At 60.3% G+C, this 15,169-nt stretch carries 16 protein-coding genes and 1 pseudogene; 7 read left to right on the top strand and 10 right to left on the bottom strand.

Annotated features, from left to right (window positions below; all coding sequences use genetic code 11):
- The first annotated feature begins 62 nt into the window (after window positions 1-62).
- The 3 genes from FJ954_RS18580 to fdhF all read left to right on the top strand — a co-directional run bounded on the left by FJ954_RS18580 (window position 63) and on the right by fdhF (window position 4,923).
- Window positions 63-314, top strand: coding sequence for a sulfurtransferase TusA family protein (locus FJ954_RS18580; RefSeq protein ID WP_140662336.1), 252 nt, complete (start codon window positions 63-65; stop codon window positions 312-314).
- A 146-nt stretch (window positions 315-460) separates the two neighbouring features.
- On the top strand, window positions 461-2,131 hold the full coding sequence (locus tag FJ954_RS18575; protein ID WP_140662334.1) for an NAD(P)H-dependent oxidoreductase subunit E: 1,671 nt from the start codon (window positions 461-463) through the stop codon (window positions 2,129-2,131).
- Window positions 2,131-4,923: a formate dehydrogenase subunit alpha gene (fdhF, locus tag FJ954_RS18570; protein ID WP_140662332.1), complete on the top strand. Its 2,793-nt coding sequence runs from the start codon at window positions 2,131-2,133 to the stop codon at window positions 4,921-4,923. The genes FJ954_RS18575 and fdhF overlap by 1 nt, the downstream gene beginning before the upstream one ends.
- 396 nt (window positions 4,924-5,319) lie before the next feature.
- Here fdhF and FJ954_RS18565 read toward each other — a convergent pair whose 3' ends face one another.
- From FJ954_RS18565 to FJ954_RS18550, 5 genes are all read right to left on the bottom strand, one after another.
- The gene (locus FJ954_RS18565) at window positions 5,320-5,565 is read right to left on the bottom strand and encodes a DUF982 domain-containing protein (RefSeq protein WP_064994254.1); all 246 of its coding nucleotides are present in this window, start codon (window positions 5,563-5,565) and stop codon (window positions 5,320-5,322) included.
- A gap of 689 nt (window positions 5,566-6,254) precedes the next feature.
- A complete protein-coding gene (locus FJ954_RS31635) occupies window positions 6,255-6,398 on the bottom strand; it encodes a hypothetical protein (RefSeq protein WP_181177860.1) in 144 nt (47 codons plus the stop codon).
- 36 nt (window positions 6,399-6,434) lie between these two features.
- Window positions 6,435-6,899, bottom strand: a complete 465-nt coding sequence (locus FJ954_RS18560; RefSeq protein ID WP_140662330.1) for an Rrf2 family transcriptional regulator — start codon at window positions 6,897-6,899, stop codon at window positions 6,435-6,437.
- Window positions 6,900-6,946: 47 nt separating this feature from the next.
- On the bottom strand, window positions 6,947-7,411 hold the full coding sequence (locus FJ954_RS18555; RefSeq protein WP_140662328.1) for a group III truncated hemoglobin: 465 nt from the start codon (window positions 7,409-7,411) through the stop codon (window positions 6,947-6,949).
- A 143-nt stretch (window positions 7,412-7,554) separates the two neighbouring features.
- Window positions 7,555-8,079: a PTS sugar transporter subunit IIA gene (locus FJ954_RS18550; RefSeq protein ID WP_140662326.1), complete on the bottom strand. Its 525-nt coding sequence runs from the start codon at window positions 8,077-8,079 to the stop codon at window positions 7,555-7,557.
- A 423-nt stretch (window positions 8,080-8,502) separates the two neighbouring features.
- On the opposite strand from FJ954_RS18550, the gene FJ954_RS18545 reads away from it, so the two are divergent.
- The 3 genes from FJ954_RS18545 (at window position 8,503) to FJ954_RS18535 (ending at window position 10,359) form a co-directional block, all read left to right on the top strand.
- Entirely contained in the window at window positions 8,503-8,916 is a 414-nt protein-coding gene (locus FJ954_RS18545) for a DUF5602 domain-containing protein (RefSeq protein ID WP_140662325.1), read from the top strand.
- On the top strand, window positions 8,913-9,416 hold the full coding sequence (locus tag FJ954_RS18540; protein ID WP_181177859.1) for a plastocyanin/azurin family copper-binding protein: 504 nt from the start codon (window positions 8,913-8,915) through the stop codon (window positions 9,414-9,416). The genes FJ954_RS18545 and FJ954_RS18540 overlap by 4 nt, the downstream gene beginning before the upstream one ends.
- A gap of 181 nt (window positions 9,417-9,597) precedes the next feature.
- Window positions 9,598-10,359 (top strand): ATP-binding protein, encoded by a 762-nt coding sequence (locus tag FJ954_RS18535; RefSeq protein ID WP_140662323.1) that lies wholly within the window; start codon window positions 9,598-9,600, stop codon window positions 10,357-10,359.
- A gap of 19 nt (window positions 10,360-10,378) precedes the next feature.
- Here FJ954_RS18535 and FJ954_RS18530 read toward each other — a convergent pair whose 3' ends face one another.
- Window positions 10,379-11,224 (bottom strand): LysR family transcriptional regulator, encoded by an 846-nt coding sequence (locus FJ954_RS18530; protein ID WP_140662458.1) that lies wholly within the window; start codon window positions 11,222-11,224, stop codon window positions 10,379-10,381.
- A gap of 325 nt (window positions 11,225-11,549) precedes the next feature.
- Between FJ954_RS18530 and FJ954_RS18525 the strand changes: the two genes are divergently transcribed.
- On the top strand, window positions 11,550-12,197 hold the full coding sequence (locus FJ954_RS18525; RefSeq protein ID WP_140662322.1) for a uracil-DNA glycosylase family protein: 648 nt from the start codon (window positions 11,550-11,552) through the stop codon (window positions 12,195-12,197).
- Window positions 12,198-12,277: 80 nt separating this feature from the next.
- Here FJ954_RS18525 and FJ954_RS18520 read toward each other — a convergent pair whose 3' ends face one another.
- The 4 genes and pseudogenes from FJ954_RS18520 to FJ954_RS18510 form a co-directional block, all read right to left on the bottom strand.
- Entirely contained in the window at window positions 12,278-12,493 is a 216-nt protein-coding gene (locus tag FJ954_RS18520; RefSeq protein WP_140662456.1) for a DUF2945 domain-containing protein, read from the bottom strand.
- A gap of 106 nt (window positions 12,494-12,599) precedes the next feature.
- On the bottom strand, window positions 12,600-13,757 hold the full coding sequence (locus FJ954_RS18515) for an FAD-dependent oxidoreductase (protein WP_348641140.1): 1,158 nt from the start codon (window positions 13,755-13,757) through the stop codon (window positions 12,600-12,602).
- 63 nt (window positions 13,758-13,820) lie between these two features.
- Window positions 13,821-14,135, bottom strand: a pseudogene (locus FJ954_RS32390) (Rieske 2Fe-2S domain-containing protein); the annotation flags it as partial.
- 135 nt (window positions 14,136-14,270) lie between these two features.
- Window positions 14,271-15,092 carry a universal stress protein gene (locus tag FJ954_RS18510; protein WP_140662318.1) on the bottom strand — a complete coding sequence of 274 codons (822 nt, stop codon included), beginning with the start codon at window positions 15,090-15,092 and terminating at the stop codon, window positions 14,271-14,273.
- Between the last annotated feature and the right edge of the window lie 77 nt (window positions 15,093-15,169).

The raw sequence follows: 15,169 nt of genomic DNA, 5'->3' as shown, positions 1-15,169 counted from the left end.
GCCAGAAGCAGGAGCCAAGACCCCAAGGCTCCAATTGACGATGCCACGCCCCGTCGGGCATCATGCTGGCCATGATCACCACGACGAAGCTGGATCTGACCGGGCTTAAATGCCCCTTGCCCGCACTGAAGACGCGTAAGGCGCTGAAAGCCTTGAGGCCAGGCGATCGGCTCGAGGTTCACTGCACGGACCCACTGGCGGTCATCGACATACCAAATCTTCTCACTGAAATGGGAGAGCGCCTTGAATCGACGGAACGCGACGACGATCGGATCGTGTTCGTGATCGAAAAAGCGCAAGCTGCGACGATCTGAAGGGTTGCACCACATCTCCCGCGGTTCCACGATATGACCTGGCAACGCCCAGCCTTGGTCGTGCAGGGAACATATCGTGCCTCATAGTCGACATCATGGTCCGCCGGATATCGTTACGAGGTAAGGGGCACGCGGGAGGCGAGCACATGACGATGCAGGAACAGCGGCGGCGTGATCGCGGACCAAAGGGCAGGCCGCTGGATGACGCCGCGCTCGCCGAGGTCCAGGCGCTGCTTGGCGCGCGCCAGCGACGGCGCGACTTGGTGATCGAATTCCTCCACCTTATCCAGGACCGATATGGGTGCCTGTCAGCGCGGCATTTGCGGGCGCTGGCACAAGATATGCGTTTGTCGCAGGCAGAGGTCTACGAGGTGGCGACGTTCTACGACCATTTCGACGTCGTGAAGGAAGGCGAGATGCCGCCGGCACCGCTGACAATCCGTGTGTGCGATTCAGTGAGTTGCATGCTGGCAGGCGCCGAGACGCTCCTGGCCGAATTGCAAGCGGGCGCCGATCCGGCGATCAGGGTCATGCGCGCGCCCTGCATGGGCCGCTGCGCTGGCGCGCCGGCCGCACGTATCGGTAATCGCGAGGTCGACCAGGCAACTGCCGAGGCCCTGCTGCGCATGGCCGCGGCAGCGGAGACCGATGTAAGCATACCCGATTATGTGGGACTGGAGGCGTATCGCCAGGCAGGAGGCTACCAGCTTTTGCAGCAGGTACGGATTGGGACGCTGAACACAGACCAGCTCATCGCCACCCTGGGCGATGCGGGCTTGAGGGGCCTGGGCGGTGCTGGTTTCCCTGCCGGCAAGAAGTGGCAGATCGTGCGCTCCTATCCGGGCCCGCGCCTGATGTCGATCAATGGGGACGAGGGCGAGCCCGGCACCTTCAAGGACCGCATCTATCTCGAGCAAGATCCGCACCGTGCCTTTGAGGGTGCATTGATTGCAGCGCACGCGGTCGAGGCGGAACGGATCTATCTTTACATGCGTGACGAATACCCTGCGGTGCTCGCCATTCTTCGTCAGGAGATCGCCGCACTCGAAGCTACCGGCATCGTCAAGCCGGGGTTCATCGAACTCCGCCGCGGCGCGGGTGCGTATATCTGCGGCGAGGAGAGTGCGATGCTGGAAAGCATCGAGGGCAAGCGCGGCATGCCGCGCCACCGCCCCCCCTACATCGCCGAGGTCGGCCTGTTCGGACGACCGACGCTCAACCACAACGTCGAGACGCTCTGGTGGATCCGCGACATCGTCGAAAAGGGCGCGCAATGGTTCGCTACGCAGGGCAAGCCCGGCCACCCCGGCATCCGCTCATGGTCCGTTTCCGGCCGCGTGAAAAATCCCGGCGTCAAGCTGGCGCCGGCCGGCGTAACGGTACGCGAATTGATCAACGACTATTGCGGCGGCATGGCGGACGGTCAAGAGTTCAAGGCCTATTTGCCGGGCGGCGCCTCAGGCGGTATCCTGCCAGCGACACTGGGCGACATTCCGCTCGATTTCGGCGGCGATCTGGCCAAGCAGGGCGCCTTCGTCGGCTCCCATGCTATCGTCGTGTTCTCGCGGGCCGACAATATAAAGCAGGTCACGCTCAATCTGATGAAATTCTTCAAGCATGAGAGCTGCGGGAAGTGTACGCCTTGTCGCGACGGGACCGAAAAAATGGTGGCTCTCTTGCAGGAGCAGGGTCTGATGCCGGAAGACAAGATTCGCGACCTCGAAATGGTCATGCGCGATTCGTCGATCTGCGGCCTGGGCCAGGCAGCGCCCAATCCGGTCAATCATTTGCTGACGCATTTCCGGAGTGACCTCTGATGGCCGAGAGCACGGTATTCACCCTCGATGGGCAAACCGTAAGCGCCACCCCTGGCGAGACTATCTGGGATGTCGCCAAGCGCCAGGGCACAAAAATTCCGCATCTGTGCCATGTCGACATGCCGGGTTACCGTCCCGACGGCAATTGCCGCGCCTGCATGGTCGACATCGAAGGCGAGCGCGTGCTGGCTGCCTCCTGCGTTCGTCAGCCTTCTGCCGGCATGGTCGTGAAAACCGATACCGAACGCGCCCGCAAATCACGCGAGATGGTATTCGAGCTCCTCGCAAGCAACATGCGATCGGCGAGCGACGGTCCAGACAACCTGTCTGCGTTCTGGCAATGGGCCGGTTCGATGGGAATTTCGGGCAGCCGATACCGTTCCAAGTTCACCGAGGAGGGGCTAGCGCCAGAATTCGACATCACCAATCCGGCCATTGCCGTCAATCTCGACGCCTGCATCACCTGCGGCGCTTGCGTGCGCGCCTGCCGCGAGGTGCAGGTCAACGACGTGATCGGCATGGCCGAGCGCGGAAATCACTCGGTTCCTGTCTTCGATATGCACGACCCCATGGGCCTGTCGACCTGCGTCACCTGCGGCGAATGCGTCCAGGCTTGCCCGACTGGTGCGCTCTACGAGAAATCGCTGATGGACGAAACCGGCAAGACCCGTGTCGTCCAAGCGTTCGACAAGCTTGTCGACACGGTCTGCCCGTTTTGCGGCGTCGGCTGCCAGACGCGCGTCGCCGTCAAGGACAATAAAATCGTCCAGGTCGACGGCCGCAATGGTCCGGCGAACGAGAACCGGCTCTGCGTCAAGGGCCGCTTTGGCTTCGACTATGTGATGTCGCCCGAACGGCTGACGAAGCCGCTGATCCGCCGCGACGATGCGCCGAAAGCCGGCGACATCGATCTGCGCGATGTCGACCCGCTCACCGTGTTCCGCGAGGCCAGCTGGGAAGAAGCGCTGGAGCGCGCTGCCAGCGGGCTGAAGCGCATTCGCGACGACCATGGCGGCAACGCACTGGCCGGCTTCGGCTCCGCCAAGGGCTCGAACGAGGAGGCCTATCTCTTCCAGAAATTCGTTCGGCAGGCATTCGGGACCAACAATGTCGACCATTGCACCCGGCTCTGCCATGCCTCATCGGTGGCCGCTCTGATGGAGGGCGTTGGCTCTGGCGCGGTCTCGGCGCCTTTCATGGATGCCATGAAGGCCGAATGCGTGATCATCATCGGCGCGCGGCCGGCGACAAATCATCCAGTGGCGGCGACTTATTTCAAGCAAGCGGCAAAGCGCGGCACCAAGCTGATCGTGATTGACCCGCGCGGCCAGGAACTGATGCGCCACGCGACCTACAGCCTCCGCTTCAAGCCAGGCAGCGACGTGGCGATGCTGAACGCGCTGCTGCACGTCATCATCGACGAGAGGCTCTATGACCAGCAGTACATCCAGGCCAACGTCTCCGGCTTCGAGGCATTGAAGGCAAAGGTGAAGGATTTCTCGCCCGAGGCGATGGCTCCCGTCTGCGGCATCGAGGCCGGTGTGCTGCGCGATGTGGCACGCACCTATGCCAAGGCGGAGCGTTCGATGATCTTTTGGGGCATGGGCATTTCGCAGCACACCCACGGAACGGACAATTCGCGCTGCCTGATCGCGCTGGCGCTGATCACCGGCCATGTCGGGCGCGCCGGCACAGGGCTCCATCCGCTGCGCGGCCAGAACAACGTCCAGGGCGCCTCAGACGCGGGCCTCATCCCGATGTATTTCCCCGACTACAAATCGGTGGAGAATGCCGATATCCGCGGCCAGTACGAGAATTTCTGGGGCCAGGCGCTCGACCCCAAACGCGGCTTGACCGTCGTTGAGATCGTCGACGCGATCCATGACGGCGAGATCCGGGGTATGTACATTATGGGCGAGAACCCGGCCATGTCCGATCCCGACCAGAGCCATGCGCGCGCCGCACTCGCCAAGCTTGAGCATCTGGTAGTTCAGGACATCTTCCTGACCGAAACCGCATGGCACGCCGACGTGGTGCTCCCGGCCTCCGCGCATGCGGAGAAACTCGGCACCTACACCAACACAAACAGGCAGGTGCAGATCGGCCGACCCGCCGTCAACCTGCCCGGCGAGGCGCGGCAGGATCTCGATCTCATCATCGAGCTTGCCAGACGCATGGGGCTGGACTGGAACTACAAACACGTTTCGGATGTCTTCGGCGAAATGGCGCAAGTAATGCCGTCGCTGAAGCATATTTCCTGGGAGCGCATCGAACGCGAGGAGTCCGTCGTCTATCCTGCCGATGGTCCTGATGTTCCTGGCAACGAGATCGTCTTCACCACCGGGTTCCCGACCGCGGATGGCCGCGGGCGCATCGTGCCCGCCGACCTCCTGCCCCCCGACGAGGTGCCCGACGACGAATATCCTCTGGTGCTAACCACCGGGCGCTTGCTGGAGCACTGGCACACGGGCGCCATGACGCGCCGCGCCGGGGTGCTCAACGCGATCGAGCCCTACGGCATTGCTGCGATGAATCCCTACGAGATCAGGCGCCGCGGCCTTGCGCAGGGAGACGTGATAAACGTGGAGACGCGGCGCGGCGTCGTCGAAGCCATTCTGCGGGCCGATCGAGAGGTCGCCGATGGCATGGTGTTCATGCCGTTCTGCTTTAACGAGAGCCCGGCCAACATGCTTACCAATCCTATGCTCGATCCTTACGGCAAGATCCCCGAGTTCAAATATTGTGCCGCGCGGATCGTGCCGGCATCGAGATCGGTCGAAGCTGCCGAATGATTCGGAAACTGCCCGCTGACGTAGCTTGGTCGATGGCTGACTTGACGAAGGCCATTTGCTCTACCGCCGCGGCATTGCCGGAGTCCCGAAGGCGCCAACCACGTTGCAGGCCTTTGCGAAGATCGATAGATCGGAAAGCGCCGTTGCCGCCCAGACTCAGTCCACGCTTATTCCGAAGATACTCACTCGGCGTCCTCCTCATAGGTTTGTTTGGGCTGAAGGCGACGCGAGATGCATTCTAACGGAACGGTGTCGGCTTGCTTGCTTCAGTTTTCCGAGCGCTAGCCGAAGCACAGCAGCTCACCGCCGGCTTTCCGTTTTTCATTCTGAGTATGTAAGCAGGTCGACGCGTTCATGGATGCCGTGAACCGCGGGGCAAGCTCTTGTCACCGCAACTCACCCGACCAGCATGCGCGCTTCCCGCGCTGCTTCAATAAAAGCGTCTCTGGCGATGTCAGCCGGAACGTTGCCATTCAACGCCTGCTGGCATGCTCGTAGTGCAGATCGATGCTTGGCGCTTCCTTCGTTGCGCCACTTGTCGTTGAGCAAGTCAAAAGCCTCACGAGCGTTGGTAAGGTTTCGGATGTCGCCGCTGATGCCGGTGGCAACGGCTACAGGTTTGGAAAACCACGCTTCATACATGGGAAAGCCTCTGACGCGCAGAGCTCACAACGCACGTCACAACACGGAGTTTCATCATCACGCATCACCTTCCCGTGAAAGCCGGGCTGTCTGAATATCGGGCGTCCGCTGGTTTCAGCCTTCGGGAGGTATGCCATGCGGGACTGTCCCTAAAATGGCCCACTGGGTCGGCGGCGCCGCGTCCGTCGTAAAATGGCAGGCAATTCTGCCTGCCATTTTGATCTCGCAAAAAGGCCCATTCAGTTGGCGCCGCCAAGTCGCTGGTCCACCACCCTGATATTGATAGATAAGGTCACGCGTCCCACATAGGTGTTGCGTCGGGCGTTTCTCCCCATTCGTCGACGCGTTCCCCTCTGGAGGTATTTACCTCCAAACCTGATCCGGCCTTTTTTGTTCACGAACTCACTTCATCGGACTGAGGATTCTCGGACCCGATTGTACTTAGGCACCAACACCGATGGCGCACACAGTCCGGCCACGTACCGCCGTCGTAAACTGGCGCCATGTTGTCGCCTAATGCGCTCCGATTGTCTTCGGCGGACTCAAGTGGACTCTGTTCTGAGACAACATATCCCCAGCGGCGACATCACGAGAGTGCCCGCGCCTTACATTGGCGTCACGCGGGCGCTTGATTGCACGGATGCTGCTGAACGATGTTTTTGCCACAGCGTCATGCAGGGCGTCGCCAACTAGACAAACATCATGACGACAATCGCGCCGAGGACTATCAAGACAAGCCCGCCAAGAAGCATTGGCAGCAGGCTGTTGTCGGGGTCGATACCGGAATCGATCTCCCTCGGTAACGGTTTTTCCTTCTTCTTTGGTTCAGGCATGGGGCGTCTCCATCGGAGCAAAACGTAACGAAATAATCATGCGACGTTGTGCGCGGCGCCGTTGCCAGCGGGTCTTTTCGGGCTGCCAAGGAAGTCCCTCGGCGTCAGCATGAGGTCGGCCAGCGTGTAGCGGTCCAGGGTGCTCTGGAACGAGGCAATCGCTTCACCAAACATCCCTGAAAGCTTGCAAGATGCAGTTAGTACGCATTGGTTTCCATCAGTCGCGAAACATTCAACCAGTGCGAAATCCGGCTCCGTCAACCGCACGACGTCGCCGATCCGGATCATCTCGGGCCGCCGTCCGAGAACAAGGCCGCCGGAACGGCCACGGATGGCTTTCAGATAGCCGTTGCGGGTGAGGGTATTGGCGACCTTGTTCAGATGCGTCTTCGATATGTTGAAGGCGCGCGCAGCTTCCTCGATCGTGATCAGCCGGTCACCGGCGGAGGCGGCGTACATCAGCATTCGCAACGCGTAGTCTGAGAAGGCAGTCAGCCGCATGCATCTCTCCTGCTGTTGGCGCGAGAATCCCTACCAACCAGTCTGCATCAAAGGTCCTTCTCGACAATAGGTGCGATGCCAATCGTGGTCTCACCGCGGTTGAAGGCAATTGCTAAACGGAAACTGTGCGCGATCCGAAGCGCGCGGTCGATAAAAAGCGCTGCCACCTCGGGCGGGCAAATGCGGTGCACCGTCTTGCGAAACAACTTTAACCAGCGACGGAAATGCGTCTCGCCGAGGCCGGCTATGGCCAGGTGTGGCGGCAGTGGCCGCCCCTCATATCGGGACGTCCGAAGCAACGTAGCAGACCAGAAGTCACACATCTTCGCTAGATGCTGTGGCCAACTGTCTGGCTCGATCCGATCGTGGAAAATGGGGCCGAGAAGGTCATCATGTCGAATTTCGCCGTAAAAACCGTGGACCACCTCGCGGATCGTTGTCTCATCGAGCAGCTCCGGCAATGGGACGCCGTCGACGACGATCGTCCTCCTGCTCTGATCATTCTGGCTCATCTGTTTGCTCCTGGCTTCCTCTGTCCCATCCAAGCGGGTTCAAGCCTCGGCTCGCCCATAATGATGGCAATAAAACATAGCCTGTCAATGTATCTTTTCGAAAAGTTCCCAGGTCCGGCCCCAACGTCGCCTGGGGACCTAGTCTAGGCGTTGCCGAACTGCCTGGACATTTCGGTGTCAGGTCGGACCCGGGAAGTATGCAAATTGGGGGGGAATTCCTGATGCGATTCAGTTTCGAGGATCGCCAACATCTCATCGGATGACCGTGCCTGCCGGAGTTGCTCTCGAACCTGAGAGCCCCGAAACAACCGGCACATTTGCGAAAGAGCAGGGAGAAAGGCGGAAGAGGCAGAGCGCGGCCAGAGCACAGTGTAAATGAGATCTACGGGATCGTCGTCTGGACCCTCGAAATCAATGGGCTGGGCCAAGCGAGTCAAAGACGCGACAGGCGAGTAGATTGTGCTGAGTAGAGCGTGGGGGATCGCGACGCCACGGCCGATGCCGGTCGAGCCGAGACGCTCGCGGTCGAAAAGACCGCGCAGAACCACGTGCTGGTCAACCCCAGTTCTTCGCGCAATCCTAATCGCGATTTTTGACAAGGCTGATTGCTTCCCCTTTGTCACGAGGTCAAGCGAGATGTCTTCTTCTGACAAGATGGGGGAGATCATGAGCGTCAACCTTCGTGTCGATCCAAACGCGATCGCAGTGATCAGCCGCCCTGCTTAAGCAGGGCTGCCTTCACCTTCGAATGAAGTGGAATCCTGGCTGTCCCGGCCGCGAAGCCAGTGCCTTGTCGCGTCCGGGCTAAGAGCCCATTTTAAGGCTGTTTGGCTCTCGCCGGAAATCGAGGCTGAACATATTCATGGCAATTGAGAGGTAGTGAAAGATTTCGCGAAATCAAGCAAACAGTGCGGGCGGCGCAAGCAGAATTACTGCACTGAAATGCCTGCTAATTTCGTTTGACGAAAATAAGGGTCTCCTACTTACTGGAAGGGCGCGACTGGCCGTATCAACAAGCTAAACAACGATTTCGTGTACCGGTCTCCCAAATTCGGCCATCGCGACTTTTGAATTCAGCAAGGAGATAACCTATGAAGAAGCTCGCCCTCGCACTTGTCGTGACAATGGCCAGCTCGCTCTGCGCCATGGCGGCGTCTGAGGTCACCAAATCCCCGCCAGCCGCGCCTTACCAACAGGTCAGCAAGCTTGTGAAGCTGCCCGACTTCCTACCTGGCATGGGCCAACTTTTTGTCGATCCGGCGACACTGCCGGCCGGTCCGTTCCTTGCCTATGATCACGACGGCAAAATTGTCAGCACCATCTATATGCTGCCGATCAAAGATCTCAATCCGGACAAACGCTTCGACAACCTCGCCGCGCCCGGCGGCAATGTCGACCACGTCGACGTCTACTACAATGCCGGTCATCCAGGGGTCGAAGAGCCGCATATCCACGTTGTGCTGTGGCATGTCCCAGCCGCAGATGAGGCGCGGGTCGCCAAATGATACTCACGCGCCGTGAGATATTGGGCGCGGGCGGCGGTCTCGCCGCCGCCCTTTCCCTGTCTTCTCTGTCGGTATGGGCCGGCGAGATGGTGGAAATCAAGATGCAAGGGAGCGACGACGGTTCACAAGTCTGGTTCGATCCGATCGGTATTCTGATCAAACCGGGTCAGACGGTCCGCTGGACCAATCTCAATCCTGGCAATTCGCACACAACCACACAGCGACCGCTTCGCATGCCCAAGGCGGCAAAACCATGGGATTCCGACTACCTCCTGCCCAAGCAAAGCTTTTCGGTTACCTTCACCGAGCAGGGGGTGTACGATTACTATTGTGTCCCCCATGAGCATGCCGGGATGGTCGGCCGTATCATCGTCGGCGAACCAGAGGCACACGGCTGGTCTGAAATGGTCGGAGCAAATGGCGACCTACCGGAGCAGGTCCTCAAGGCATTCCCGATTGTCGAGGACATTATGACGAAAAGGGTCGTCCGGCGTGTTTAGATCATGCGCATGGAAAGGAACGGCCCTCAGCAACAAATGAGACAGAATACGACGATATTGATGGGAGCGCGGGTTGCTCGGATGTCGTCAGTGACCTTTAGGGGCGACTTCCATGACAGGCTGTGTGTTTCCGTGTGAAACTCAACGAACATCTCGGGCCGAACGCGACGCGCGCACTCCGATGCCCGACACGCCTCTCGATGTCCGAACTGCAGTCGAGCAACGCGAACGTGCGACGCACCGGCTTGCTGCGCTGGGCGAGATGACTGGCGGTATTGCCCATGATTTCAGAAATCTCCTGGCAGTAATCCAATCCGGGCTCGGGCTCGCGGAGCGGAGAGCTGACGCGCCCGAAAGCGTGCGTGCCTACATTGCCGCAGCGCGGGAAGGGATCGATCGAGGGATCGAGCTAACGTCACAGCTACTCGCCTTCGCAAAGCATCAGGAACTCGATGCCCATGCTGGCAATTTGAATGAGTTCCTCAAGTCTTTCGCGCCCCTCCTAAGGTATGGCGCCGGTCCCGATGTCCGCGTCAAGCTGGAGCTTGGTTCCGACGTCCCGGACTGCTTGATCGACCCAGCGCTGTTCGACGCTGCAGTGCTTAATCTCGTCATAAACGCGCGAGATGCGATGCCAGGTGGCGGGGAGATTCACGTCATCACTGAGCGATTCGTGCAAACGACCATGACACCTGACCCACCCGGGCCGGGTACCTACGCACGCGTTCGCGTCAAAGACCATGGTTGCGGCATGGCTCCGGAAGTCTTGCGGAAGGTATTCGATCCTTTCTTCACCACAAAGGGTGAGAAGGGCACCGGGATAGGGATGTTGCAAGTGCAGGCATTGGCGCGGGCGGTTAATGGTCGGATCCGGATAAGGAGTGAACAAGGGATTGGGACAACAGTGGAGCTCCTGTTCCCGTCAATCCAAGCGGACACTTAGACGCCGAAAAGAGCTGCTATTATTTGTCGGCGCTTGCGACGGAATGCAATCCTGTCAGGGCAGGACCTATTACGCTATCATCCGCATTTGCGGATTGCACCGCGTAAACCGGATAGGAGAACTGCGGCATTTCGGGCACAAGGTGCAGCCGGCCGGCCACTATGTGAGGCTGCACAGAGCTCATCCTGAAATATCCCGAGCCGCCCACCGCAAGAACATAGTTCAATGCGAGCGAACCGAGATCGAAAGTAAGATCGGGCGCAGCAGTTGGGAAACTCATCCCGTGGTGATGTCCAAAGTCCGGACCCCAATCCATATAGACATAATCAGACCCGTCCAAGAGGCGCGCTTCGGAATTGGTGGTCGCAAACACGAGTTTTTCTTCCAGAAGCAGATCGATTTTCAGGCCGGGTCGATGCTGGGGCGCGTACATGATCGCCACGTCGACGAGTCCGGATGCGACTTGTTTGATCAAGTCCTGCGGCACATCGACGTGCACACGAAGCGCGATATCCGGAAGGGATTGACGCATCCATCGGACCCAGTCGAGCAGAAGGGGTTGGGCAAGGCTGACTTCGCTGCCGACCGTCAGAACAGCTCGGCGTCCCGGGGGCACGGCAACCTGGTGAAGGGTGCGTTGCCACAACTGGACGAACATCGGGGCGTGGCGCAGGAACTGCTCGCCGGCGGGAGTGAGCGAAGCGCCGCCCTTGTGGCGGACGAAAAGCTGGCGACCCAGTTGCTGCTCGAGGTTACGGATTCGTGCGCTCACGGTCGTCTGGGCGACGTTCAAGCGCTCCGAAGCCCGAATGAAACTCCCTGTCGAAACGATTTCGATAAAAGTGCGAGCGAGCTCGATGTCCATGGCGATCATAACATGAAAACTGCGTTAAAAGGTCAATCGAAATCATTTGTCGGATAGATGCCGTCCAAATCTGACTTCGGAAACGGTTGTTCGGCGAGGTTGACGCGGCCACAGCTAGGCGGGACATGTCGACCAAACAAGTCGACGCGGCCCGATCTCGTGTCGGGGTTTGCCTCACCGCGGCGAACGGTCGCGCTGCCCCAGTGGCGGCTGGTCGAATCTTACCCTGGCTCCCACATTCAATGGTCAGTAGTTGAACTGATCGTAGGTAGGACACCAACAGGTTTAGAACGATTTGGTTGAGGTTGCTGCAACTAGGCCCGACTTGGGGAGTCCCGAAACACGCGCTAGGTCGGAAGCGCCGCAACTTGACGCGTTGCTTTCGAGCATTCGTTCCTGTCGCGCCTGTGCTGGGGAATTCAGCCATGAACCGCGCCCGGTGGTGCAGGTCACTTCCGAGACCCGGCTCTTGATCTGCGGCCAAGCGCCAGGACGACGGGTGCATGAGTGCGGATTGCCATTCGACGACCCCTCAGGTGACCGCTTGCGCGAGTGGCTTGGGCTGGATCGCAGTGTCTTCTATGGGGATTCGCGAATTGGCGTGGCTCCGATGGCGTTCTGCTTTCCCGGGACCAATCCCAAAGGGGGCGACCACCCGCCACCGTCCCGGTGTGCCGCGCTCTGGCGACGGTCGCTTCTGGCGTGCTTGCCTAGAGTGGAACTGACGCTCCTGGTCGGCGGTTACGCTCAACGGTGGGCGTTGCAACACGCCTCGGGGAGCTTGATGACCGCGACCGTTGCCGCGTGGCGCACCTATGGTCCGACAGTCATCCCGCTGCCCCATCCCTCGTGGCGCAGCACAGTCTGGCTGCGTCGCAACCCCTGGTTCGAGAACGAACTGGTGCCTCACTTGCGCACCCGGGTTTCTGCTGTCCTGGGCAGCGCGGCTGCCCCTCACGAGCCGGCGGCATGATCAGCGTGCGGCGGACTCGGCACCCGATGGCCCGAAAGTTCTGTCCGTGTTCAGGGAGACCCGTCCACGCGTTGCTCCCCTCAGTCGCTTAATCGGGTCAGCACCTGGCCGCGGTGCAGGGCCACGTGGTCGGTCTTGCTGCTCTTGATCTCGTATTGAGGAGACTGCGGGCTCGCGTGATGCGTGTGGCCTTTATAGTCTATATCTTGGGTATGAATCTGAATGATCGTTCCGTTGACGCGACCTGCCTCCGAGTTCCAACTCACCCGATCCCCGACTTCAAACCGTTTCGTCATCGAGACGGTCGCGGGTCGGCGCCGTGGTGCCTTCTTGTGTTCCGTCATTTCTCGGTGCTCCGCCTGGGTAGGGTCAATTTTGGCGCATTTGGCTGAGGCTTGGCAGTCACCCGTTCTTGCCCATCGCCTGCTCGAACTCCAGTTCGGCGCGAAGTCCCGCCAGGTCGCGATGGACGAAGGCTGCGGCCACCTTCTCTCCACCGCGCCGATAGGTGACTGTGCAGTCTCTTGCCGCAAGGTTACCGTCGATTGCCGCCTCGTCCCATCCTTCGGCGTGGCCAACGTAGGCCAAGCTGAAATCGTACTGTTCGGTCCAGAAAAATGGTACGCAATCGAACCGCTCGCGAAGCCCGAGCATATTTCGTGCAGCGGTCTGCCCCTGGCGCTCAGCGACCACCCAGTGCTCCACGCGAACGTTCTCACCCGTGAGACGGTCGGGCCAGCGGGCGATGTCCCCGGCGGCGAAAATTCCCGGAACACTGGTTTCCAGGTAGGTGTCTACCGTGACCCCGCGGTCGAGCTCCAACCCGGCCCGCTTGGCCAGCGTCAGGGCAGGGCGCACACCGATCCCTGCGACGACGAAATCGGCCGCGAGGATCTCTCCGTTCTTCAGGGTAACGCTGCTCGAACCGATCGACGCCGCCGTCGTGCCAAGGTGGAAGACGACGCCATGATGCTCGTGAAGCGTCCGGATGTGCCGGCCGAGGTCGTCCCCGAGAATTCGTTGCATGGGGATTGCTCCGGGGGCCACCACATGGACCTCGACACCCCGCGTGCGCAGCGAAGCGGCGACTTCCAGGCCGATGAAGCTGGCGCCGATGACCACGGCCCGACGGGACGTCACAGCGTCGGCGTTCAACGCGTGCGCGTCGGCGAGCGTTCGCAGGTAGTGGACATGGGGCCGTTCGTCACCCGCTCCTAGCCGCACGGGCTCGGCGCCTGTGGCCAGCAGGAGCGCGTCGTAGGCATAGCGAGTCCCGTCAGTTAGCTCCACGTGCCGAGCGCGTGTATCGACAACCCCCACATGCGCACCCAGCTTCAGTCCGATGTCCTGAGCGCGGTAGAATTCAGGTGAGCGCAACGGATTAGAACTGTCTGGCGCGGTCCCCGCCAGATAGCCCTTCGACAGGTTGGGCCGGTCACAAGGGCCCGCCGCATCGGCGCTCAGCATCGTCAGGCGGCCGTCATAGCCCTCACGCCGCAGGGTTTCAGCGGCCGCCTGGCCGGCAGCGCCTCCGCCGACGATCACGATCGACTCGGGCATGCCCGTCCGGGCTGGAAGCGATCGACGCGCTATAGGCTGGCGCCGCACCCGAACCCTCATGTGAGCGTCAGTTTGCTCGACGTCATAGCACGGGATTGATGATAGGGCAGGGGCGCGGACCGCTTCCCCCGTGCGCAGACTGAAACAGGCGTGATGCCAAGGGCAACGCACAGTATCCTCAACGAGGAGCCCGTCGGCCAAAGGTGCGCCGTAGTGTGTACAGACCGATCCAACGGCGAATATTTCCTCACCCCGGCGTGCCAGCAAGACAGGCTCCTTGCCGACATAGCCGGCGAGCATGGCGCCATCTGCGAGTTGGCTCCGAGGGATGCCTATGCCGAAGTCCAGGCGGTCAGTATCAGGTGTATCGGAGTTCATGAAAGGCCTCCTTATTCAGGCCGACACCGTGGGGCATGCAACTGGCTCGGGGGACGGCACGACGAAAATCCTAAAGCGGGCACAGTCCTTCTCGCGTCATTCAGATTGAGCGTATGGACCGTTCGAGCAACGTGATCAATTCGACATCACCCGGTTCAGCCGATCATTTTCAAGCAGCGAGCGGGTAGCACCGCCGAAGATCCACTCCCTGAACCTGCTATGACCGTAGGCGCCGGATATGATCAGATCCGCTTGCATTGCGTCGGCCACGTCGGCGATCGTTCCGCCATCGGGTTTTTCCCGAAAAACTTCCGCCTTCGCCGTTACGCCGTGAAACGAGAGGAAGGCGACAACATCGTCCAGGCTGTTCGAGGTTTCATCGGTCGCGTCATCGTCGATCGTGATCACGCGAACCTCCTTGGCCATTTGCAGAAACGGCATGGCATCAGCAACCGCGCGCCTGGCTTCACGCGTGTCTTTCCACCCGACAATAACCTTGTTGATCCGGAAATTTTCCTGGTTGGTGGAGGCAACAAATACAGGCCGTCCTGCCTGAAGGATTACATTGCCCAGATCGGTGGAACGATGAGTGTCGCCAGAAGAGGCACCTTCGGGCGATGCTGTGACGATGAGATCGGCCACACGCGCCGAGTCGATCAGCAAGCGGGTCGGATTGCCCACCGCGCCGCGCCATTCCGTCTCAACCGTCGCGCCAGCAAGACCTTCGAATTCCGCGCGGAGGTCCTCAATTCGTCGCTCGATGTTCTTCCGCTGGCGCAGCATGTCCTCACCGTCGAATGCGACGCCTCCTTCCATTACGATGGGTGGCGGAACATCGGCAGCCGAAAGGCCGATCAGACGCGCGTCGAACCGCCGGGCCAGATCGACACCGAGCTTGATGACAGGAGCGACCATACCATCGATGTCGAGATTGAGAACGATTGACTTGTAGGCCATTGGACTTCCTTCCGGGAGTGAGTAATGAGCCGGTCGGCTAAGGAGGAACGCCAACCGGCGATGTGCGGCGAAAACGC

Source organism: Mesorhizobium sp. B2-3-15, assembly GCF_006442875.1.
Classification (GTDB): Bacteria; Pseudomonadota; Alphaproteobacteria; order Rhizobiales; family Rhizobiaceae; genus Mesorhizobium; species Mesorhizobium australicum.
The sequence above is the reverse complement of the archived record's forward strand: the minus strand, read 5'-3'. Positions and strand labels throughout refer to the sequence as shown.